Genomic DNA, 23,528 nt, shown 5'->3' with positions numbered 1-23,528 from the left:
CATGTCGCAGCATTATACAAGGAGAAACTGGATTACACCTAAGACAGTGCCATATATCTTTATTGCGCCTGCCGTCATCTTGTTCTCAATTTTCACTTTATATCCTGTTATTTCTTCATTTATCCTCAGCTTTCAAACGAGGGAAGCAGGAGAGTATGTATTTGCCGGGCTTGATAACTATATCCGTTTGTTTAATGATCCCCTATTTTTTACAGCGCTTAAGAATACCTTTATCATTCTAATTGTACAAGTTCCAATTCAGCTTTTTTTGGCCCTGGTACTCGCTTCTGCCCTAAATTCAAAGCTTGTCAAAATGAAAGCATTTTTTCGTATATCTTACTTTATGCCAGCCATTACAGCACTGGTGGCCTATTCCATAGTATTCATGATTATGCTTGATGAAAACTACGGGATTGTTAACTACTTTCTCTCTTTCCTCGGAGTTGATCATATAGGCTGGCTCACGAGCACCACTTGGTCTAAGATAGCCCTGATGATTGCAATTACTTGGAGATGGACTGGATACAATATGGTTATTTACCTGGCCGGACTGCAGAATGTGCCGGACTCACTATACGAGGCTGCAAGTATAGATGGGGCTGGTAAGATTCGTCAGTTTTTTTATATCACTATTCCTCAGTTGAGGCCAATTATTCTGTTTACATTTGTATTATCAACAATTGGGACACTACAGTTGTTTGATGAGCCGTACATCCTTACGGAAGGCGGACCAAACAATTCTACTCTCACTATATCGCTCTACTTATATATGAATGGCTTTAGGTATTTTGACTTTGGATATGCTTCAGCTATTGCATACGTTTTAGTTATCATGATTGCACTGCTGTCATGGGTGCAAATGAAAGTTGTAGGTGATCGTGACTGATGGATGCACAAAAGAAACTCATGAAAATAATACTCTATACCACTTTAATAGTCGGCGTTATGCTATCAATTGGTCCGTTTTACTGGATGGTAATTGGAGCTTCCAATACAAGCGGAGAAATATTCAGAGTTCCGCCAAACTTTCTGCCGGGTGATAACTTTGTTCAAAATTTTAAGAATTTGAACGAGTCAATTGGTATATTGAAGGTTCTTTCTAACTCCCTGATCATTACGTTGATTTATACGGGCCTTGCTTTAATAATTTGTACCTTTGCAGGCTATGCATTTGCTAAGTTCCGCTTTAAAGGCCGGGATACCATCTTTTTTATGCTGCTGCTTGCTATTATGATTCCATATCATGTTACTTTGATACCGCTATTTAATTTGATGGCAAGACTTGAATGGATTAACACGTATCAGGCGGTCATTCTCCCTCATTTAGCCTACCCTTTTGCTATTTTTCTAATGAGACAAAATATGAAGGCACTGCCAGATTCTCTTTTAGAAGCTGCAAGAGTAGACGGAGCAGGAGAATTTAAAATTTTCTTCCGTATTGTACTGCCGACAATGAAGCCATCGCTGGCAGCCGTGGCGATCTTCCTGTTTATGTTCCAATGGAATAACTTCCTTTGGCCATTGGTTATTTTGAATACACAAGACATGTATACCCTTCCTGTCGCTTTATCCAGTTTAGTCGGTTTATCCAGGGTGGATTATGGACAATTGATGATGGGAACAGTCATATCCACCTTCCCGATCATAATTTTTTTCCTAATTCTTCAGCGTCAGTTTATTTCAGGTATGCTTGGCAGTTCAGTAAAAGAATAGAAAAGATCTCCGGTGCAAGTCTGCCAGGGATCTTTATTGAAAAGGCAGGGATAGCACTTCTATAGTTCATATGTTGTGTGCAGATCAAAAGGTTAAAATAAATGGAAGTTGATGAATGTTTATTCTAAGGAAAGAATCAATGCTAGCTTATTTCATGAAAACCTTCAGCAGTAAAGATGTGACGTTATGTATGATGAATAATATGCAGGGTTCTAATCATTCCTTCAAGGACATAACGTACTATTAAGGAATGACATCTCAGAAAAAGGGGGAGCCCTGCATGAACTACAGGTTATTGGCATTAAATATAGATGGAACTTTGCTGCATTCCAATGGACGCCTGCACCAGTCAGCGAGGGATGCTATTTATTTTGTTCAGCAAAAGGGAGTTTATATTACGCTCATTACAAACCGCCACTTTCAATCTGCAAAAAAACTGGCAAAGTCATTAAAGCTGGAGTCTTTTTTAATCACTTCCGGAGGGGCGTTCATTGCAAATAAACAGGATGAGCCGATATTTGATCATAAGATTTCAGAAGACAAAACCTTCAACTTAATTCAGGTACTTGAGAACTTTGACTGCAGCATAAAAATTGTGAATGAAAAACTTACAATAGGCAATAAGAAGAAGGTTTCTTCCAATCTTCTTGGTAAAGCAGTCGTACAGCCTCAGGAACCATTGTTTTATCCAGTTCAATTTGTCGACTCGCTTGCAGATACATTGATGGATGATCCTGTGAGTGCTTCAAAAATAGATGTTGTCTTTTCAAATGAGCAGGCCTTAACAGAGGTGTATGAGATAATCAAGAATGCTTTTGAAGGAATTGATCTTCACTCGCATGAGAGAGGCACACTGAGAATCTCCTCTAAAGGTGTTAACAAAGCTGCGGGGTTAAGAATTCTTGCCGGTAAGCTGGGCATTCCGCTGAGCCAGACAGTCGCAATAGGTGATTCTCTTGATGATCTTGAAATGATATCTATTGCAGGTCTTGGGGTTGCCATGGGCCAGGCGCCGTTTGAAGTGAAGCATGCTGCAGACTGGCTGACCAGATCTAATGATGATAATGGCCTGGCATATATGATTAAAGAGCATTTCAGAATGCAGCAGCGGAGCGAATTTTTAAATAAACTGAAAATCAAACGCTGACACAGGGACGGGATTCCGTCCTTTTTCATTGGGAAAAACAGATAAACGTCATAAACTGTTCCTGTCTGAAGGCCGGCTGCTCAACCTGGCTGTTAAACCGGCTTATTGACCTTACAGCTTTGCTTTTGTAAACTTAGGATGGCTTTGAAACTATTTGAAATAAAGGTGAATATATGCATATTACAATAAAAGGAATTGAAGATGAACGATACTATCGGAATTTGGAAAACATCTCAAACCTCTTTTTTGAAGAAACACAGATTGTCTTTGAAGATCAAAAGCAGGAAACTGGAGCAGCCGTCACACTGCATATTACCGAAACAGAAGAGAGTGTACTTGTTACCGGCGATATAGATATGGAGGGGAAAAGAGCCCAGGCTTCGCGAACAGGGACGTTTTCTCAAGAAATGACACCAAAAGAGCGGCTGAAGCAAGTGAAAACTTCTCTTTCATACGTCTATCTGATGCTGCTGCAGGAAGTGACAGGCATTCAGCAAAAGTGGGGTATCTTGACAGGTGTGCGCCCTACCAAGCTGCTTCATAAGATGCTGAGAAGCGGTACAGCTAAGGAAGAAGCACATCGGCAGTTGAAGGAGCAGTATTGTATTACAGATGAGAAAATTAATCTTATGCAGGAGATTGTCGACCGTCAGCTTCAGGCGGTGCCGGATTTATATGACTTGTCAAAAGAGGTTAGCATATATATAGGCATTCCTTTTTGTCCAACAAAATGTGCTTACTGTACATTCCCCGCATATGCGATAAACGGACGGCAGGGCTCTGTTCATTCTTTTCTCGGAGGCCTTCATTATGAAATGAAGAAGATGGGAGAGTGGCTGAGAGAACAGGGCATCAAAATTACAACTGTCTATTATGGCGGCGGTACGCCAACGAGCATTACTGCAGAAGAAATGGACATGCTCTATGAAGAAATGTATCAATCTTTTCCTGATGCAGAAAACATCCGGGAAATTACGGTGGAAGCAGGCCGACCTGATACCATTCAACCTGACAAACTGAATGTCCTAAAAAAGTGGAACATCGACCGCATCAGCATTAACCCGCAGTCTTACATTGGAGCTACATTAAAAGCGATCGGCAGACATCATACCGTTGAAGAAACGATTGAAAAATTCCATATGGCCAGAAGCATGGGAATGAACAATATCAATATGGATTTAATCATCGGACTTCCAGGGGAAGCACTTCCTGAGTTTCAGTACACGCTTGCCGAAACAGAAAAGCTGATGCCTGAATCTTTGACTGTTCATACACTTTCCTTTAAAAGAGCATCAGAAATGACAAGAAACAAAAATAGATACAAAGTCTCTCCTCGTGAAGAAATCAGCAGAATGATGGATGCGGCGGTGAAGTGGACGAGAGAGCATCAATATACTCCTTACTATCTTTACCGGCAGAAAAACATCCTGGGCAACCTTGAAAATGTTGGCTATGCACGTGAAGGCCAGGACAGCATTTACAACATCATGATTATGGAAGAACAGCAAACCATTATAGGACTGGGGTGCGGTGCTGCAAGTAAATTTATTCACCCTGAAACAGGGGTAATTACTCACTTTGCAAACCCTAAAGACCCTAAGTCTTATAATGATGGTTTTCAGCACTACACGCATGAAAAAATCAGGATCTTGGGGGAACTGTTCTCCTGAGTTGAATTCCCCTTCTCCTCGTCTAAGGAGAGGGGTTTTTTCATGAATAGACCTCTTAAATTAATGAATAAGACAAGTGACTTACACGGCAGCCGGGACACTTATATCTTTCACATTGAAGTTATTGTTCCATCTGCCTATCTTTCTGTAGGAGTAAGTATTCAATTTCAGATTACTCTGACATTTCATTTGCTGTCTCAAAGCTCTTTCTCTATTCTAGTAGATGTAAGAATATAGAAAAGGAGAGGATGAAATGAAGCAGAGCTTTACCAGAGCAATTGCAGTACTATTTAGTTTGATTCTCATTCTTGGTACTTTCCCTCTAGTTGGGGAAGCAAAAAAACCGTCTGTTGATTATAGCAAGTACAAGCAGGTAGATGTGGGCAGAGACGGCATGGTTGCTACAGCACATCCGCTGGCTTCAGAAATTGGTGCAGAGGTCCTGCGCAATGGCGGAAACGCAGTTGATGCTGCTGTAGCCATTCAGTTTGCTTTAAACGTGACAGAGCCAATGATGTCAGGTATTGGCGGCGGCGGCTTTATGATGATGTATGATGGTAAAACGAAAGACACTACTATTATTAACAGCAGGGAAAGGGCGCCTCAGGGGGCAGCACCTGATATGTTTCTTGATGCAAACGGCACTCCCATCCCTTTTGATGAAAGGCATACAAACGGGGTTGCTGTTGGAGTTCCGGGAACCTTAAAAGGGCTTGAGGCTGCTTTGGATACGTGGGGCACGAAGTCTATGAAAGAACTGATCAATCCATCTATTAGTCTTGCGCAAAAAGGATTTCCGATAGATTCAGTGTTGGCGGATGCTATTAAAGACAATCAATGGAAGCTGGAGAAATCAGCAGCTAAGAATGTATTCCTGCCTAAAGGAAAGCCGTTAAAAGAAGGTGACATTCTTGTTCAAAAAGATTTGGCTAAAACGCTGAAGCTGATCAGGGCGCAAGGAACAGATGTGTTTTACAGCGGAAAAATCGGTGATGAAATTGCAAAAGTTGTTCAGCAGTATGGAGGCTCCATGACGAAGAATGACTTGAAAAAATATGATGTAACTGTGGACAAGCCAATCTGGGGAGAGTATCAGGGCTACGACATTGCGAGCATGCCGCCGCCAAGTTCCGGAGGAGTTTTTCTGCTGCAAATGCTCAAACTATTAGATGATTACAATCTATCTCAATATGATGTTCGTTCGTGGGAGAAATATCATCTCCTGGCTGAGGCCATGCACCTTGCCTATGCAGACAGGGCCGCTTATGCGGGAGACCCTGAATTTGTGGAAGTTCCGCTAAAGGGCCTTTTGCATCCGGATTATATAAAAGAACGCCAAAAGGAAATCAGCCTGGAGAGAGTAAACAACAATGTGAAAGCAGGAGATCCTTGGAAGTATGAAGTGGGTACTGCAGGATACGACTCAGTCAAACAGCCTCAGCAGAATCAGTATGGAGAAACCACACACTTTACTGTAGCAGACCGTTTCGGTAATGTTGTCTCTTACACGACGACAATTGAAATGCTGTTTGGCTCCGGTATTATGGTGCCTGGATATGGGATTGTCCTGAACAATGAACTGACAGACTTTGATGCAGTGCCTGGCGGAGCCAATGAAGTTCAGCCGAATAAACGCCCGTTAAGCAGCATGACGCCGACGATTGTTTTTAAAGACGGTAAGCCTGTGTTAACTGTAGGCTCGCCAGGGGGACCGACCATTATTACGTCAGTTCTTCAAACGATCATTCATACCATTGAATATGATATGGAGCTGAAGGCTGCGATTGAAGAACCGAGAATATATACAAACAATCTCACTTCTTACAGATGGGAACAAGGAATTTCTTCTTCAGTAATCCAAAAATTGAACAGTATGGGCCACAAATTTGGTGCTGCTCCTGTCACAATTGGAAATGTCCAGAGTATCCTGATTGACCATAAAAAGGGAGAATTCAAAGGAGTAGCAGATTCGAGCAGAAACGGGGCAGCTATAGGAGTTACTTTAGCTAAGAAACCGAAAAAAGGAAAAAATAAATAGTGAGGTAATCAAAATGCCTGCTGCTGCAGGCATTTTTTTACATGAAGAAAGGGCAGATGGTGATGGTAAATAAAAAAGCTTTCACAGTCTTCCTTCCGTCAAAGAAATACAGGAAGGGTTTTTAGAACTTTTGCGGAACATAGATAGATGTACAGAAAAAACAAAGGGGAGAAGTGGGTTAGGTGGGGAGACATGTAGTAATTGTACAAGGTGTAAGAACAGCAGTTGGAAAAAGGAACGGCGTTTTCCGGGAAGTGCATCCTGTCCATCTGGGAGCGGCAGTGTTGAACGAAGTGGTTCAGCGTGCGGGAATCACGAAAAATTCCGTTGAGGATATCGTGATGGGATGTGTGTCGCCCGTAGCTGAGCAAGGGCTGAATATTGGAAGACTGTCTGCTTTGCAAGCTGACTTTCCTCCTGAGGTGCCTGCGGTGCAGATTAACAGGATGTGCGGTTCAGGACAGCAGGCCATTCATTTTGCCTGTCAGGCAATACGTTCCGGGGATATTGACATCGCAATTGCTGCAGGAACAGAGAGTATGACAAAAGTTCCTATTCTGAGTGATGGCAATGAGAGAACGATACCGGAGTCTCTTCATCAAAAGTATGAATTTATTCACCAGGGGCATGCAGCAGAAAGAATTGCTGCAAAATACGGGCTGTCGAGAAGGCAGCTTGACGAGTATGCGCTTTCAAGCCATCAGCGGGCATTGAAAGCACAGGAGCAAGGCATTTTTAATGAGGAAATTCTGCCGCTGCAAGGGCTTGATAAAGATGGGAACAGCATTTTGGTTTCTCAGGATGAAGGACCTCGGGTCTCTAGTTCTATTGAATCCCTTAGTGCACTGAAGCCGGTCTTTCAGGAGGAAGGCATGATTACGGCCGGAAGCTCCAGCCAAATGAGCGACGGTGCTGCTGCCATGCTGTTGATGGAAGAGGGAGTTGCCATGGAGCTTGAAGTGAAGCCGAAAGCAAGGATACTTCATCAAGTGGCAGTGGGTTCTGATCCTGTTTTCATGCTTGACGGCGTGATTCCGGCTACAAAAAAAGTGCTGAAAAAAGCAGGATTATCCATCGATGAGATAGATGTATTTGAGATCAACGAGGCATTTGCACCTGTTGTTCTCGCGTGGCAGAAGGAAACAGGGGCTAGTCTTCAGAAAACAAATGTGAACGGAGGGGCCATTGCTTTGGGGCATCCGCTTGGTGCGACAGGGGTAAAGCTGATGACGTCTCTTGTGAACGAACTGCACCGCCGCCAGGGAAGGTACGGGCTGCTTACAATCTGTATCGGCCATGGCATGGCTACAGCAGCCATTATTGAGAGAGTATGATAAGGGGGAGAAAAAAATGGGAACGGTAAACTTAACAATACAAGAAAGAACAGCCCGCCTGGAATTAAACAGGCCTGAGGTACTGAATGCAATGGACGAAAATATGCTCAGGGAACTGAAAAAAGCACTGGATGAAATTAACGGAAGCTCTGCTGAAGTTGTTATCATTTCAGGAAGCGGAAGGGGATTTAGTGCAGGCGGAGATATTAAAACGATGCTTTCATCCGCAGATGAAGGTGCTTTCTTTGAAATCATGGATGTAATTTCAGATATAATTCTTACACTATATACAATGCCTAAGCTGGTCATTAGCGCTATTCATGGTCCGGCAGCCGGTCTTGGACTAAGCTTTGCGCTAGCTGCTGATTATATTGCAGCTCATGAACAGTCAGTGCTTGCGATGAATTTTATTGGAATCGGCCTGATCCCTGACGGAGGAGGACATTATTTCCTGGAAAAAAGAGCGGGAGAAGCCAGAGCAAAGCAGCTGATCTGGAGTGGTGAAAAGCTTGATGCGGCAGGTGCGAAGCATGCCGGGCTGATAGACGAGATAGTGCAGGGTGACATGGTTTCAGCCATTGAAGACCTTGCAGGGAGCTGGCTGAAGAAACCCGTAAAAGCAATGATAGAAACAAAGTCCATCTACACGGCTGCAAATAAAGAAAGACTGCTGGATATGTTGGCCAGAGAAAAGGAAGGTCAGTACAAGATGAGACAAACCCTTGATCATCAAGAAGGAATTTCATCTTTTATAGAAAAAAGGCAGCCGGTATTTACAGGAAAATGATATCCAAAAAATAGCGAACAATGTATAGAGGCACCCGCCTTTCCAGCGGGTGCCTCAGACTGTAGACAAACCGAAATTTAAAATGGAGCTTGTTTACAGTTTCTTTAGTTTTGCGTTTGGCTGTGAGCCTCTCCGTCTGATTCCGCAGAAGTCAGCGTGCATTCCACCCGAATTCAACAGTAGTCTATTATCTTTATATAGCTCGAAGTGAATAAATATATTCTTCACCAACTTCTTCTATCTTTCAAACAGAATTAATTTTCCTGAGGAAGAAACGCAGCGATGTGTTTTTTTAAGATAATCTTTTTCCTCCAGTTTTTGCTGGCCAATCTCTTTTGCTTCGTCCTCTGTTGCTGCAGTAAAGCTCTCATCAAGCAGCTTGTTCCCGTCTTTTTCAAATACAGTGAGAAAATATTGTGCCATCCGTATTGCTCCTTTCATGAATAAACTTGGTGTTCAATTATTATATTCGCAAAAAATATTCAGACTCCTGCCAAAAAAATGAAACAAAACACCCCCTTTATTCGTACCAATATATGAGAGAAAAGGAGGATGCTTTATGACCTTGAAATTGGACGGAGTAACAAAGAACTTTGGCAGGTTTACTGCTGTGGATTCGCTTTCTATTGAAATTCCGGAAGGAGAGATTTTTGGTTTTCTTGGAGCCAACGGTGCCGGGAAAACAACAACCTTCCGAATGATCCTTGGTCTTTTAAACCCTTCAAAGGGGGACATAACCTGGAACGGAAAGAAAGTAGATTACAGCACGAGTGATCAGATCGGCTACTTGCCGGAGGAACGGGGGCTGTATCCAAAGCTGAAGGTGAAGGATCAGCTGATTTATTTAGGAAGATTAAAAGGAATGAAGAAAGACGATATTTTGAAAGAAATAGAGTACTGGCTCAATCATTTTAAAGTGCCTGAATATGCCGGGAAAAAAGTAGAGGAGCTTTCAAAGGGGAATCAACAGAAAATTCAATTTATTGCAGCTGTGCTGCATAAACCAAGGCTGCTGATTCTAGATGAGCCATTCAGCGGACTGGACCCTGTTAATGTTGAACTTTTAAAGCAGTCTGTTCTATCATTGAGAAACCAGGGAACCTCCATCGTGTTCTCCAGTCATCGCATGGAGCATGTTGAAGAGCTGTGCCAGCATCTCTGCATTATGCACAAGGGCAGCCCTGTAGTTCATGGAGGGCTGAAAGAAATCAAACGCTCTTTCGGGAAAAAGAACGTACTCGTTCATGCAGATTTTCCACTCACCTTTTTGAAGGATGCAGAGGGAGTGACCAAATATCAGGAAACCTCAGAGGGGGCCGTGCTGCAAATATCGAGTGAAGAAGCATCTCAAACCATTTTCAATAGCTTGCAGGGAAGAGGCTTCGTGAGGAAATTTGTTCTGGAAGAGCCTTCACTGAATGATATTTTTATTGAAAAGGTGGGTGCAGCATATGAATAAATTTTGGATTATTCTGTTTCATACATATCTCAGCAAATTGAAGACAAAATCCTTTCTCATTACAACAGCAATTACTCTCCTTGTTTTGGTTGGAATGACAAATCTTCAGAACATCATCGAATTTTTCAACAGGGAAGATCAGGTGAAAGAGGTTGCTGTGATAGATCGTTCTGAAGAAATCTATTCCCTTTTCGCAGAGAATGCCAGAGCTGTTAATGGGGATATTCAGCTTAAACTTTCAAGAGACAATGAGGATACACTTCACGAAATGGTGTCCAACGGTGAGCTGGAAGGATATCTGATTCTGGATACGAACGGGAACGGCATCCCGAAAGGCACCTATAAATCTTCTTCTATGGCAAATGTATCAGTGCCGCAGGCTTTGGAACAGGCGCTTCAGCAGACAAAAATACAAACAGGAACCCAGAGACTTGGCCTGCAGCAGGAGCAGCTGGCAGAATTGCTTTCACCGGTCAGCCTTGAAAGGGTAGCATTGCTGGAAAATGCAAAAACAGAGGAAGAGCTCAACCAGGCAAGAGGGCTTGTTTATATCCTGCTGTTTGTCATCTATTTTTCTGTCATTATGTATTCGAGCATGATTGCAATGGAAGTTGCCACCGAAAAGTCATCAAGGGTAATGGAAATTTTGATTTCCAGCGTATCACCCGTAAAGCAGATGTTTGCTAAGATCCTTGGAATCGGACTGCTGAGTCTGACTCAGCTGGCTGTCATTCTAGTGACGGGCTATCTTTCAATGCGGTCGAATTTGGCTGAAGGAGCTGCGGCTGCAGGAGGTATGTTCAATTTTACAAGCATTCCAACAGCTACTTTCTTGTATGCAGGCCTGTTTTTTCTGCTGGGCTACTTCCTTTTTGCAACGCTTGCGGCATTTCTCGGCTCCCTTGTGGCAAGAATTGAAGATGTACAGCAGATGATTGGGCCGATGACATTCATCATTGTTGCGGCTTTTATTATAGCGATGTTTGGCCTTGGCAATCCGGAAGCGCCTTTCATCACAGCCACTTCCTATATCCCTTTCTTTGCACCAATGATTATGTTCCTGAGGGTGGGAATGCTGAGCGTTCCATTCTGGGAAATAGCCCTATCGGTTGGATTGCTGCTGCTTACTATTTCCGTCCTGGCAGTTTTCGGTGCCAGAGTATATAAAGGCGGCGTGTTAATGTATGGTAAGTCTTCCTCATTAAAGGACCTAAGAAAGGCACTGCAGATAAGCAAAAAAGATGGATAAAGCAAGACAGGGAGCTGGGGATAGTAATGGGCTCGGTTTTGAAGTGCAAAATATGAATGCTCGGAGCCATTATGCTCTGAGCTTTTTTAGTAGCACGTTCTTGAAAATTAAAGTGCATTTGTTCACAATCTTTCCGTATTGTGCAATAACAGTTTAAAAAGTCGAAGTTTTATCATTTTACAAAAGGAGGGTGCAATGAAACCTAGAGTATTTGCTATTACTTTAATACTTGTTGGCATATTAATCGGTGCTATTGGATACTTTTTATTTATGAAGTTTTACATCCCGAATTTGCTTGGTTAGCCTCAGACTTTCTGAGGTTTTTTTTCACAATTTAAGTCTAATAGTCAATAAAGTTTTTTTCTTCTTTTACTTAACTCCCTCAAAAAATGAAGCGAATACTCGCGATTACTTCATTTTCCTAAGATTCATAGTGCTGCTTCGTTTATAGATTTAAAAAAACCGTCAAGCCTTGTTAGCGGATATTAAACAAACAACTAATATTACAATAAAACATCACCCGGAGATGCAAGAAATTGAAGTGTTCAAGCCTGCGGTAAAGATGGAGTGGTTTGAGTCTCGTAGAGTGTCTGTATTAATAAAAACAGTAAAAATTCCCATATATATTATTGTAATTAATGTAAAACTACTATAATATGGAAGGGGAACAAATCTATGAAAATGAAAAAGCTTCTGCCGAGTTTCGTTCTTGTTTGTGGATTCTTTGGGACAATGTCCTACTCAGTTTCTGCACAAGATTTAGGGGGATGGAGTGAAGATACAGGCTATTTTACATACCCTACTTCTTCTGTGAGTGCATTAGCTGCTTCTAGTCCTTCACATAGGGCCTGGAAAAATTATAGAGCAGGTGGATCTCAACCATATGAACGGGTAAATGGAGAAACTACTTGGTCCGGTACATATCATTATTCAAGAGCAAGATATGAGTGGTTGGTGACTGGTAGTGTGGAGAGTGACAGTGGCCGAGTATGGGGAACAGGTTATACTCTAGCTACTAGCTGGAGATTTTGTTACAGCCAGCACATATTATGGTAATTAAGGAGATAACAAGAGATAATCACTGATTATCTCTTGTTTTGAAATTATGAGATATATCCGTCCTAAACATGATTTTAGCTTCTATGTATTTTTCTTTTTTCTTAATTTAGTATGTGTTTGTATTTTTGTGGCCATGTCTTATATTGATACTATAAATATGATTAACAATGGATTTGTGAATAAAAATGCAATTGAGTTTAAAATAGAAAAATTAGAAAAACCATTAACTAAGGGGAAAGATCAGTTTATCTTGTTTCAATTTGACCCTAACTTTCCCCAAGTTAAATATGTGTGGCTTAATGGGGAAGTCAAACTACCACCAATTAAGATGAACAGTAAGGTCAATAACTTTAATTCCAAGGAAAATATAGCAATAATAGGTACAAATGTTGATGTAAAAAGTGTTCCTCCTGAATTTAAGTTAATAGGATATTTCAATACGCCGAATTCATATAAATTAAATTCGGAATTATGGCTTATACCTAGTAAATTTAATATCGATCTAAAAAGCGGTACTAATTTTATTATAAATACACCGAACAATAAGGAAAGCTCTGTATTAGAAAAAATTATAGAACAAAATCCAATTAAGAACATAGACGCAGAAAGTTATGGATCATATGCTTTAAATTCAAATAAACTATTAAATATGGGAATAAAAATCAGCCTGATATTTGTTGTAATTATATTCATGATAACAGGAACAGTTTGGATATCTAAGGAAAAGTCCTTGATTAGAATATTATTTTTATCTGGTCTTTCAATATATAGGATATTTATAAACATAGTTAGATATAAGATCCTGCCATACATACTGTTCTCCATATTAGTAATTTCTATTTCAATAGCTATTCAAGACTTTACTTGTTCATTATGGTCAAATAGATGGATTCTGTATTCGTTTTATATGTATGTTGTATTTTGCGTATATCTATTATTATTTTGTTACACCGTAATCTTATATACGGTTGGAAAAGGTGGCAAGCAATTTTGAAAGTTATATGGACTCTTTTTAAACAAAATAAATTCTTTAACTTATTAAACATAACTGGTTCAGCTGTTCTCTTTTTCCTATTACTAGTTTTAGTAGTAAATATAGAACATTCAAGTATTGAAACAGACGCAGTACAAAATTTTAAAGATAAAAATTTATATCAAATTTCGGATCGCTTGTATGCTGAAAAGGAAAATGATTTTTTTTTCAAAAAAAGTAATTATGACATATTAAATCAATTCGCAAACAATTTGGCTGAGTCTCGTGAATTTGAGTATTATAATGCAATATGGCAACCTATTGGGGTTTTAGATTTTAAAGGAGATACTTTCTTTGATGCATATTACGAAATCGGTAATAATCAACCTCCGTATACATTGAATAATAAATCCTATAGAACAATAAAATCTATGCAGTTGAATAGTGCCGTATTTGAATTAAATAACCTTCAATTAGAATCAGGAAGAACCTTTGATGGTGATGAATATATATTTGAACAGAAGGAGAATACTATGCCCATTATTCTTGGGTCCGATTTTTCTAGCGTATATCAACTAGGGGATACTATTGAAATTGATTATTATCAAAAACAATTTAAGGGAACCGTAATAGGTTTTTTCAGTCCCCTTCAAAAAATCGTAACGGCTACTCAGCCTGAGATAATATTGGATAGGTATTTAATTATTCCTGCTATGTACTTTAGTGAACCTCCTTCTCGTATGGTTAATAATAGTCTGGACAATGAACTTTTCTTTAAGGCTTCATTACTAAGCAGATCCAATGGATTAATAATTACGGAATTTTCTCCTTTAGAAATAAGGAAAACCATTAATAATATTGGATTAAAAGTTGGATTTTTAGACTTTGAAATTATAGGTGCAAATAATTTAGCAACAAATTCATTGGTAAAAATGACCGAAACGAACCGGAATATTCTTTACATTGCTACATTATTGATATTTATTATTAACCTCACAATATTTCTATTTACATTAACTATAAAAATCAAAAAAAATATGGATACATTTTTAGTTTTATTGATCAGTGGAGCTAACTTAAATCATATTTATAAATTTGTTAGGTACGAATTTATAATAATCAACTTATTCGCATGCAGTATTCCAACAGTTATAATGTTAGTGTTATTCCACAGTTTTTACTTAATTGCAAATTACCTATTTATAGTAGCTATATTTATTTTCATTATGACGCTGATAAGTAAAACTCTTATTAAGAGGACTTTTAATAATATCGACTTGGCTCAAAAATTAAAAGGGTGATATAAATGTCTACCGTTATTTTAAAAAATATTAAAAAGGAATTTAAAGGCTCTACGGTCTTTGATAGCGTTAACTTAACAGCGAGAAGTGGTAAAGTAATAGCTATAAAAGGAAAAAGTGGTGTTGGAAAAAGTACTTTATTAAACATAATCGCTGGATTAGAATACTCATCTGCGGGACATTATTATTTCAATAACATAAACATGAGTGAAAAGAACTTTAATGATTTAACCAGCATTCGTGGCGAGAGTATAGGTTATATTTCGCAACACAGTCCAATGATTCCAAAATTAAGTGCATTTGAAAATATCTGTGTACCCCTATGGTTCAAAAAAGAAGAAAAGAAAATAATGAATACAAAGCTCAAACGAATTGATAAGTTGAGTGAGTTATTTGAAGTCCAATCTCAGCTTTCTAAAAAGATAGAAATGTTATCAGGTGGAGAGATACAAAGAGTAGGCGTTATTCGGTCTCTTATTAATAATCCACAACTCGTCGTTGCAGATGAGCCAACAGGTGCACTAGACGACGAAACTGCTTTGAAAGTTCTAAGTTGTTTCCATACATTGAAAGCGGAGGGTGTTACAATTATATTAGCGACTCACAGTGGTATCGTTGCAGAGCAATGTGATGAAGTATATCACTTAACAAAAGATGGGTTATTTTTAGAGACTGTCTAATAATTAATTTTTGTCACAAGCAAGACTAGGTGGATTTGAAGCTTTTTAAGCCTCAACCCACTTCCATTTTATTGATTCGGGCAGCTGAAATCACTAAGTGGTTATCATTAACGGGCTTCCGTTCATTCTCTGCGACATTCCTACAAGACAAAAAACAACCAAAACGGCGTTTTACAAGGAACAGGGAATCATTTGAATGCCTGTGAATTATGTCGGTTCAAAACACTCAACATCATGCTGGGTGTTTATTTTTTTGTGATACATTCATTTTCACCAGTATTGCTAAGAGTGTGGTATGAAAGTGACGTTTTTAACCACGGCGGAAAGACAATTTCAATTTGATGAATTTCGCAAGGAAATCACCGATTATTCGGTAAGAATACTCACCGAAGTTTGGAATTTTCACTTGATAAGAACGTGCATTCGCTTTCTACAGATGCTAAAATAGAAGAAAAAACGCTGGCAAGAAAGGGAATACATTATGCAAACAATTCAATTCATACATGCAGCGGATCTTCACCTGGATAGTCCGTTTAAGGGTTTGCAGAGCTTGCCTCCGCATTTGTTTCAAACTGTAAAGGAAAGTACATTCTCTGCTTTCACGAACCTGGTAGATCTGGCGATTGAAAAGCAGGTGGACTTTATGCTGTTGGCCGGAGATTTATATGATGGAGAAATGAGAAGTCTGAAGGCGCAGATCCGGCTGAGAAATGAGTTTATGAGACTCGGAGAAGCATCTATTCCGGTGTATGTTCTTCACGGAAACCATGACCATACAGGCGGGAGCTGGATTGACCTCAGCTGGCCTGCACATGTTCACTTTTTTTCTGATTCAGAAGTAGAATGCAAAACCTTTATAAAAAACGGAGAAGTTGCTGCTCATATATACGGATTCAGTTACCCTTCGAGGGCGGTTACAGCAAATATGGCTGAAATGTACCAAAAACAGGGAGACTCCTCCGTCTATCATATTGGCATGCTGCACGGTTCTCTAGAGGGAAATGCAGAACATGATCCATACTGCCCCTTCACCCTCACTCAGCTGTTTGAGAAGGATTTTAATTACTGGGCGCTCGGCCACATACATAAACGGCAGCATTGGGAAAAGGATGGAACTGTCATTGCCTATTCCGGAAATATTCAGGGTCGCCACAGAAAAGAAAAAGGAGAAAAAGGGTGTTATCTGGTGGAGCTTTCAGAAGCAGGAGCAGATCACGTCTTTTGTCCAGTCAGCGAACTGCTGTGGGAAGAGGCGGAAGTCAGAGTGGAAAATGCAAAAACCTTTGACGATCTGATGCGTACTTGTGAACAAACAGCCCAAGCATATCTGGGAAAAAGTCCCAGAACTTTTCTGTCTCTCATCCTGAAGGGTGAAGGCGAAGTAACAGGCATACTGAACGATTCCCTGCTGCTGGATCTTCAGGAGCTGCTGAACGAGAATGCAGCGGATGAGGAAAGCTTTGTCTACATTACAACTGTTGAAAACCAGGCCTTTCAACCTTTTTCAGAACGTGATTTTATTGAAAAGTCTCCCTTCTTGAGGGATATACTGTATGCTGCTGAAGAGCCTGATTTTGCAGGCAGCTCATTGAAAGATCTTCAACAGCATCCCTTATTTAGAAAGTTTGTCGGCATATTTACCCAAGAGGAGCAAAAACAGCTCCTGGCTGAGGCAAAAACATATCTGGTTTCCGAGCTTGCTAAGGAAGACAGGGGGTAGAGCATTGAAAATACTTGAAATAGACATATACGGCTACGGAAAATTTGAAAATAAGACTTTCACTCTGGATCCCGGCAGTATCAATATCTTTTTAGGACATAATGAAGCTGGAAAATCCACGATTCAATCTTTTATCGGGAGTATGCTTTTTGGCTTTCCGGCAAAAAACTCTGCAGAAAAAAGATATGAACCAAAGCAGGGAGGAAAATACGGCGGCGCACTTGTCATTCAGCATGAAAAAATAGGCAGAGTCCGTATTGAAAGAATTGCAGGAAAAGCCTCGGGAGATGTTACAGTCTATTATGAAGACGGAAGCAAGGGCAGTGAAGAGGATGTAAGAAAACTTCTGGCCGGTGTGGACAAACAGCGCTTTAAGGCAATTTATTCATTTGATGTGCATGGACTGCAGGGTGTACACCATGTGAACAGCGAAAGCATTGGAAGGTTTCTCTTTTTATCAAGCATGTTTGGGTCTGATGCTGTTTTTAAGCTGCAAAGCATGCTTGAAAGAGAGCGGGAGCAAATTTTTAAGCCTTCAGGTAAGAAGCCGCCGTTAAATGCAGCGCTGCAAAAGCTAAAAGAGACAAATGGGGCCCTTTCAGAGGCTAAGAAAGTAAGCTCGCAATACGGAAATCTTCTCAACACCAGGAAAATACTGGAGGATCAGCATACTGCTATTTCGACCAGGGAATCCAAGCTGGGTGAAAACCGAAGGACCCTTGAACGCCTTCTCTCCATCCAGCCGCTGGCAAGAGAGGAACAATATTGCTTGTCGGCAATAGATCAAACAGAGTCTCCTGTCTCCTTTCCTCAGGACGGGCTCATCAGGATGGAAAGAATCCTTAATGAGCTGAAGCCGCTTAAATCTCAGTTATCTGCTGTTCAAAAACAGGAAGCAGTCTTGCAGGAAGAGCTGGAAGAGCTGCAGTACAGACCAGAGGTATTGGAAAAAGAAGAAGTAGTAAAAGCGCTCACCCAAAGCTTCTCATTATACGTTGCAAATTTAGATGAGCATAGCAGGCAAGCTGCTGAAGCTAAGGGCATACAGGACGCGGTATTGCAGCAGCTATCTGAACATTTTCCTGCTTTGAGCCCCAAAAAGCTTCTGGAAATGGATACATCTTATCCTGCAAGGGAAAAAGCCAAAAATACAGCTGATGAATTTCAGCAGATGCTGCAAGAAAAACGGTATTTGGATGAGCAGTTTGAGCGTTCCCGGGAAGCACTTGAGGAAAGAGAGGGAAAGGTAAAAGATTATGAGGATCAGCTTCTTTCCCCAGAGAAAAGGCAGGAGATGAAGACTCAATTAAAAAAATTGGAATCAATCAATACACATGCCCTTCAAGCGGAATATGAAGAAAATGAACATATGCTTTCTGCCTTGAAAGCTGACCGGGAGAAGAGTGTGAAAAAAGCAAGAACCGTCAATGGACTGATGATCCTGGGAGGGATGATAGGTTCAATTCTGTTTTTGCTTTGGGATCAGTATATTCCGGCAGCGGCACTGCTGATTTCTCTGTTACTAGCTTCCTTTGTTATCAACCAGCTGATAAAGAAAGAAAATCCTTACTACGATATGCTGAAAAAGAAGCAGGAAGCGCTGAAGAATACATTCATGCTGCATCCCGGGGAGCAGAGTGGAACTGAAAAACTGCAAGAGCTGGAAAGCCTGCTCTGGAAGGACGAGCAGATGAACCAGCTGCTGGGCATCGAAAAGTCTGCCTGCAATCAGGCTGAAAAAACATATGAACGCATTCTAAAAAAATATGAAGAGTGGGAGCAGGCCCAATTTCAGGAGGAAGAAAAAGCGGAAAAGGTGAAAGCTGAGCTGTACCTTCCAGCTGATTTTCCTGCTGGATCAATAGGAGACGCATTTGACCTGATTGCGAAGCTGAAGGAACAGGTTCTTTTCTTGAAAAGTAAAAAGGAGACAATTCTGAGCTTACAGCAGCAGATCGATAAGTATGAGAAAGAAGTATCGGTCCTTGCCGGAGAGCTTGGTTTAAAAACGATCAATACAGAAGCAGCACTTCAGGAAGTGCAAGGATTAGTTGAATACCAGAAGAAACAGAAGCAGCAAAGAGGGCATATACAGGAACGGCTGAATGAGTGCAAAGAGGATATTCAGAAACTTTCGGAAAGAATATGCAGTCTTGAGGAAGACATGGATACATTGTATACAGCAGCTGACGCAGAAGGTGAAGAACAATTTCGTGCAAGGGCTGAGCAGCATGCCAAAAGAAAAGAGCTGCAGCAGCGGCTGGAATGGATTCAGCAGCAGCTTTCACAAAAGGGCGTACAGCAGGAAGAAAAGCAGCTTTCGTCTTCCATGGTTCATATTGAAGAAACTCTGAAGGATACAGAAGAAGAGCTTCTCTCCACACGCAGGGAAGCACAGTCATTGACCAGGGAGCTGGCTGCAGCCTCCCACACTATTAAAGAACTTGAAAAATCAGGAACCTATTCAGAGTGGATGCATCAGGCAGAGCTGGAACGTGAAGAAGCAAAGGAGCTGGCAAGGAAATGGGCTGTAAAAACGTTGGCTGGTGACTTGCTGCACTCCGCCATCTCATACAACCGTAATGTCAGGCTGCCCTCTCTCATCGCCAGAGCAGAGAATTACTTTCTTGAATTAACCGGCGGTGAATATACTGCTCTTTATCTTCCGGAAGAAGAGGATACATTTCTTGTGGAACGGAGGGACAATCTTAGGTTTTTTCCAAACGAACTCAGTCAGGCTACTTCTGAGCAGCTGTATGTATCCTTAAGGCTTGCTCTTGCAGCAGCATTGCAGGATTCCTCTAATATACCACTGCTCATTGATGACAGTTTTGTTCATTTTGACAGGGGAAGAAGCGGAAAAATGGCCGTGATACTCGAGGAAATCAGCAAAGAACATCAAGTCATTTTTTTCACCTGCCATGAAAGCCAGGCAGACAGATTTAAAAGCGGCAGGCGCATTTTCATGGAAAACACGGCAGTCAGCAGTACGTAAAACCCCGTGGTCCAGGTCTGACGGGGAGAAGTCAGGTTATGCAGGATACATACAAGCCTGCAAAGGGATGTCAGGCAGAACATAGGCCGCACAGCCAGCGGAGTCTGCTCCAAATATCATGATATGTTATAATTTACGTAACCATAATGAGGGGGAAATGCAATGGCAAAAGGTATTATTCAACATGATCCCGGAGAACAGGTGGATCTGTTTTTATTGATCAAATCGTCCGTTCGGGGGCTGGCCAGCAATGGAAAGCCGTTTTTAACCTTAATTTTGCAGGATCAATCAGGAGAAATTGAGGCAAAGCTTTGGGATGTCAAGCAGGATGACGAGGCTGTTTACAGTCCGCAAAGCATTGTAAGAATTGCCGGGGAGGTTCACCTCTACAGGGGCCGAAATCAGTTGAAGATCAGAAATATTCGATCTGCACAGCCGCATGAAAATGTATCTGTAGGAGACTTCCTTGAAACAGCTCCATTAGAAAAAGATGTGATGATGGATAAGCTGACACAGTATATATTTGAAATGAAAAACTCCAATATTCAAAGAATCACCAGATTTCTGGTGAAGAAACATGCCGATGCATTTATGGAATATCCGGCAGCGACAAAAAATCATCATGAATTCGTTTCAGGACTTGCCTATCATGTGGTGTCCATGCTTGATTTGGCTAAGAGTATATCTGCTCAATATCCAAGCCTTGATAGTGATCTTCTCTATTCAGGAGTCATTCTCCATGATCTGGGCAAGGTCATAGAATTGTCAGGGCCTGTAGCTACTACTTATACAGTGGAAGGAAATTTGCTGGGGCACATTACGATTATGGTGAACGAAATCGCCAAGGCAGCAGAAGAACTGGATATACATGGAGAAGAAGTAGTCATCCTGCAGCATATGGTGCTCAGTCATCATGGAAAGGCAGAATGGGGGAGCCCGAAGCCGCCAATGATTAAAGAAGCGGAAATCCTCCATTACATTGATAACCTGGACGCAAAAATGAATATGCTGGATCGTGCAATGGAAAGGGTCAAGCCCGGAGAATTTTCCGAAAGAATTTTTGCACTTGAAAATCGATCCTTCTATAAACCTTCTTTTTAGCATAACTTGTCCTCTTCCCTCATACATATCAGTAAAACGTATGGTGAAGGAGGAAACGGCATGCTAATGTTTCCATGGTGGATTTATCTTTGTATTCTCGGTATTTTGTTCAGCGGATATATGGTACTAAAGTCAGCGAAAGAAGAAAAGCTGATTGATGAAGAATACATTGAAAAAGAAGGCCGTGTGTTTATGGAAAAAATAGAGCAGGATAGAGAAAGGCGAAATGCCTTGAGGGAAGAAGCAGCTGAATGAATAGAAAAAGAGCGTGCCATTGAAATACAATGGCACGCTCTTTTTCTTTATCAGATGCAAAGCACCCGAATTTTCTTTACGGTTACTGACCTTCTTCAGTCTGTTCAGCAGGTTGCTCAGCAGGCTGTTCAGGAGCAGTAAATGTATCTTCAAGTTCTTTGTCTCTTACTTTTACATCTGCATTTTTAATTGCATCATCAAGTGCAGACTGCATGGTTTGAGGATCTTGTGTTTTTTGTCTCTTCACATCTTCCTCAAGCTCTTCTTTCATTTCTTCATATGGTTTAACAGTTTCTGTAACCTGAATAATATGGAAACCAAATTCAGATTTTACAGGAGCACTGATTTCTCCTTCTTTCAAGCTGAATGCAGCATCCTCAAATTCTTTTACCATACGATCTTTGCCAAACCAGCCAAGGTCTCCGCCGTTTTGTGCAGAACCGTCTTTAGAATATTCTTGTGCAAGCTCAGCGAAGTCTCCGCCATCATCAAGCTTCTGCTTCACTTCATTTGCTGTTTCTTCGTCGTCCACTAAAATGTGGCTCGCGCGGATTTGTCCTTTTAGAGACTCATATTGTTCTTTCAGGTCATCTTCAGTTACTTCTACTTGTTCCTCTGCTGCTTTACGGCGAAGCAAATCTACTTTCACCATTTCCTTCACTACGTTTTCACCTTGCTGCGCAATAACCATTTCAAATTGAGGGCCGTATTGATCTTTGAGGTTTTGAATCTCTGCATCAACCTCGCTATCTGAAATTTCATAGTTCTCGCTCAGCACTTTTTCATGTACAAGTTCCGTAAGTACATCTTTACCAAAGCGGTTTTTCATTGCTTCGTAAAGCTCATCTTTTGTTATATTTCCTGCTTTTGTCTCTGCTACAACTTCTGAGTTATCAGCAGCATTATTATCGCAGGCTCCTAATGCAAATAAGCTCGTAGCAGTGATAGCTGCGATCGCTAATTTTTTCATGTAGAATACAACTCCTATTTTGATAGTTATTTTCAATCATACCAATTACTATAACATATTGTGTCCGTAAGTAAAATCTTTTTGGGACCTAATAATGGATAACATATCCATTGGTTCACAATAAATTCACGAAGGGAGAAAAGGCTTTCTAATGAAAAGAAATCATATAGGGCAGGCAATAACTCATTCTATCTCTTCATATGATACCTTACAGAAGATCATCTGAGGTGTCAATAAGCCAGGCGGCGGAACTTCAGGCGGGACGCGGGGGACTTCCCGGCGGGACGCGGGGACGGTTCCGTTGTCCCAGGAGGTGTTGCAGGGGACGCGGGGACGGTTCTGTTGTCCCAGGAGGTGTTGCATACGGGAACGGCCACTTATTTACTGGCCAAAGCGGCTCTATCTGGCACTCCAACTGGTGAGGGGGTCCACTGAATATACCCAAACTCATTACCTTGTATAGGGAACACACCCAGAGAAAAATAAGCGGACATATTCCGGTTAACACAATCACATCACTTATTTTCGGCTATATAAGGGAAGGAATTCCGGCTACCCCTTTAAAAGTCCTCCATTTTGAGCTTTTTCAGAACGATAAACGGAATTCCTCCGTCTATGAAGAGCAATTTTAATCAATTCTTCAGAATAAGGGAAATTCTTCCGCTTATTTACTGGCCAAAGCGGGACTCCCTATCTGATTTCTTTGGTGGAGAGAAACCACCGAATATCTTACTTTGTATAGGGAACACACCCAGAGAAAAATAAGCGGACATATTCCGGTTAACACAATCAAATCATTTATTTTCGGCTATATAAGGGAAGGAATTCCGGTTATCTACCTAAAAGCCCTCCATTTTGAGCTTTTTAAGAACGATAAACGGAATTCCTCCGTCTATGAAGAGCACTTTTAATCAGTTTTTCATAATAAGGGAAATTCTTCCGTTTATTTACTGGCTAAAGCCGCTCAACTTGTTACCTATCAGGTTTTTATGGTTGAAGGCAACTATATAGGATCTAACTGGTGTCCTTGTTTGAAAGGATCCTCTGCCTTTGTATTAGATTTCTCAGTAGGTGAGT

Annotated in this window: 20 protein-coding genes; 18 read left to right on the top strand and 2 right to left on the bottom strand. The window is 40.9% G+C overall.

All coding sequences use genetic code 11. The features are described from left to right. The first annotated feature begins 1 nt into the window (after nucleotide 1). From GJU40_RS04825 to GJU40_RS04790, 8 genes are all read left to right on the top strand, one after another. The gene (locus tag GJU40_RS04825) at nucleotides 2–886 is read left to right on the top strand and encodes a carbohydrate ABC transporter permease (protein WP_154306621.1); all 885 of its coding nucleotides are present in this window, start codon (nucleotides 2–4) and stop codon (nucleotides 884–886) included. Next, nucleotides 886–1,713, top strand: a complete 828-nt coding sequence (locus tag GJU40_RS04820) for a carbohydrate ABC transporter permease (protein WP_154306620.1) — start codon at nucleotides 886–888, stop codon at nucleotides 1,711–1,713. The genes GJU40_RS04825 and GJU40_RS04820 overlap by 1 nt, the downstream gene beginning before the upstream one ends. A 280-nt stretch (nucleotides 1,714–1,993) precedes the next feature. After that, nucleotides 1,994–2,860, top strand: a complete 867-nt coding sequence (locus GJU40_RS04815; protein ID WP_154306619.1) for a Cof-type HAD-IIB family hydrolase — start codon at nucleotides 1,994–1,996, stop codon at nucleotides 2,858–2,860. A gap of 173 nt (nucleotides 2,861–3,033) precedes the next feature. Next, nucleotides 3,034–4,530, top strand: coding sequence for a coproporphyrinogen III oxidase (locus tag GJU40_RS04810; RefSeq protein WP_154306618.1), 1,497 nt, complete (start codon nucleotides 3,034–3,036; stop codon nucleotides 4,528–4,530). Between the two features lie 42 nt (nucleotides 4,531–4,572). Continuing rightward, a complete protein-coding gene (locus tag GJU40_RS04805) occupies nucleotides 4,573–4,767 on the top strand; it encodes a hypothetical protein (RefSeq protein WP_154306617.1) in 195 nt (64 codons plus the stop codon). 16 nt (nucleotides 4,768–4,783) lie between these two features. Continuing rightward, nucleotides 4,784–6,568, top strand: coding sequence for a gamma-glutamyltransferase (gene ggt / locus GJU40_RS04800; RefSeq protein WP_154306616.1), 1,785 nt, complete (start codon nucleotides 4,784–4,786; stop codon nucleotides 6,566–6,568). Nucleotides 6,569–6,750: 182 nt separating this feature from the next. Then, nucleotides 6,751–7,902, top strand: coding sequence for a thiolase family protein (locus GJU40_RS04795; RefSeq protein ID WP_343031402.1), 1,152 nt, complete (start codon nucleotides 6,751–6,753; stop codon nucleotides 7,900–7,902). After that, the gene (locus GJU40_RS04790) at nucleotides 7,865–8,689 is read left to right on the top strand and encodes an enoyl-CoA hydratase (protein WP_425481196.1); all 825 of its coding nucleotides are present in this window, start codon (nucleotides 7,865–7,867) and stop codon (nucleotides 8,687–8,689) included. The genes GJU40_RS04795 and GJU40_RS04790 overlap by 38 nt, the downstream gene beginning before the upstream one ends. A 237-nt stretch (nucleotides 8,690–8,926) precedes the next feature. On the opposite strand, the gene GJU40_RS04785 is transcribed toward GJU40_RS04790, so the two are convergent. Beyond that, nucleotides 8,927–9,112, bottom strand: a complete 186-nt coding sequence (locus GJU40_RS04785) for a YhzD family protein (RefSeq protein ID WP_154306614.1) — start codon at nucleotides 9,110–9,112, stop codon at nucleotides 8,927–8,929. 136 nt (nucleotides 9,113–9,248) lie between these two features. Between GJU40_RS04785 and GJU40_RS04780 the strand changes: the two genes are divergently transcribed. From GJU40_RS04780 to GJU40_RS04735, 10 genes are all read left to right on the top strand, one after another. Further along, nucleotides 9,249–10,148, top strand: a complete 900-nt coding sequence (locus tag GJU40_RS04780; RefSeq protein WP_154306613.1) for an ABC transporter ATP-binding protein — start codon at nucleotides 9,249–9,251, stop codon at nucleotides 10,146–10,148. After that, a complete protein-coding gene (locus GJU40_RS04775) occupies nucleotides 10,141–11,397 on the top strand; it encodes an ABC transporter permease (RefSeq protein ID WP_154306612.1) in 1,257 nt (418 codons plus the stop codon). Before GJU40_RS04780 ends, GJU40_RS04775 begins: the two co-directional genes overlap by 8 nt. 675 nt (nucleotides 11,398–12,072) lie before the next feature. Further along, nucleotides 12,073–12,453: a hypothetical protein gene (locus tag GJU40_RS04770; RefSeq protein WP_212029794.1), complete on the top strand. Its 381-nt coding sequence runs from the start codon at nucleotides 12,073–12,075 to the stop codon at nucleotides 12,451–12,453. 160 nt (nucleotides 12,454–12,613) lie between these two features. After that, nucleotides 12,614–13,450 carry a hypothetical protein gene (locus tag GJU40_RS04765; protein ID WP_154306611.1) on the top strand — a complete coding sequence of 279 codons (837 nt, stop codon included), beginning with the start codon at nucleotides 12,614–12,616 and terminating at the stop codon, nucleotides 13,448–13,450. Beyond that, complete coding sequence (locus GJU40_RS04760) at nucleotides 13,447–14,730, top strand: ABC transporter ATP-binding protein (RefSeq protein WP_154306610.1); 1,284 nt, start codon at nucleotides 13,447–13,449, stop codon at nucleotides 14,728–14,730. Before GJU40_RS04765 ends, GJU40_RS04760 begins: the two co-directional genes overlap by 4 nt. 5 nt (nucleotides 14,731–14,735) lie before the next feature. Further along, nucleotides 14,736–15,410, top strand: coding sequence for an ABC transporter ATP-binding protein (locus GJU40_RS04755; RefSeq protein WP_154306609.1), 675 nt, complete (start codon nucleotides 14,736–14,738; stop codon nucleotides 15,408–15,410). A gap of 481 nt (nucleotides 15,411–15,891) precedes the next feature. Then, nucleotides 15,892–17,130: a metallophosphoesterase family protein gene (locus GJU40_RS04750; RefSeq protein WP_154306608.1), complete on the top strand. Its 1,239-nt coding sequence runs from the start codon at nucleotides 15,892–15,894 to the stop codon at nucleotides 17,128–17,130. Nucleotides 17,131–17,134: 4 nt separating this feature from the next. Next, nucleotides 17,135–20,125 (top strand): ATP-binding protein, encoded by a 2,991-nt coding sequence (locus GJU40_RS04745; protein ID WP_170289328.1) that lies wholly within the window; start codon nucleotides 17,135–17,137, stop codon nucleotides 20,123–20,125. Nucleotides 20,126–20,287: 162 nt separating this feature from the next. Continuing rightward, nucleotides 20,288–21,226, top strand: coding sequence for a 3'-5' exoribonuclease YhaM (gene yhaM / locus GJU40_RS04740; protein WP_154306606.1), 939 nt, complete (start codon nucleotides 20,288–20,290; stop codon nucleotides 21,224–21,226). Nucleotides 21,227–21,286: 60 nt separating this feature from the next. Beyond that, nucleotides 21,287–21,481: a sporulation YhaL family protein gene (locus GJU40_RS04735; protein ID WP_154306605.1), complete on the top strand. Its 195-nt coding sequence runs from the start codon at nucleotides 21,287–21,289 to the stop codon at nucleotides 21,479–21,481. An 82-nt stretch (nucleotides 21,482–21,563) separates the two neighbouring features. Here GJU40_RS04735 and GJU40_RS04730 read toward each other — a convergent pair whose 3' ends face one another. Then, the gene (locus GJU40_RS04730) at nucleotides 21,564–22,451 is read right to left on the bottom strand and encodes a peptidylprolyl isomerase (protein ID WP_154306604.1); all 888 of its coding nucleotides are present in this window, start codon (nucleotides 22,449–22,451) and stop codon (nucleotides 21,564–21,566) included. Nucleotides 22,452–23,528 lie beyond the last annotated feature (1,077 nt).

Origin of the sequence: Metabacillus lacus (assembly GCF_009674805.1) — a bacterium.
In the GTDB taxonomy this organism is placed as follows: Bacteria; Bacillota; Bacilli; order Bacillales; family Bacillaceae; genus Metabacillus_C; species Metabacillus_C lacus.
This window is presented reverse-complemented; position numbering and strand designations above follow the sequence as displayed.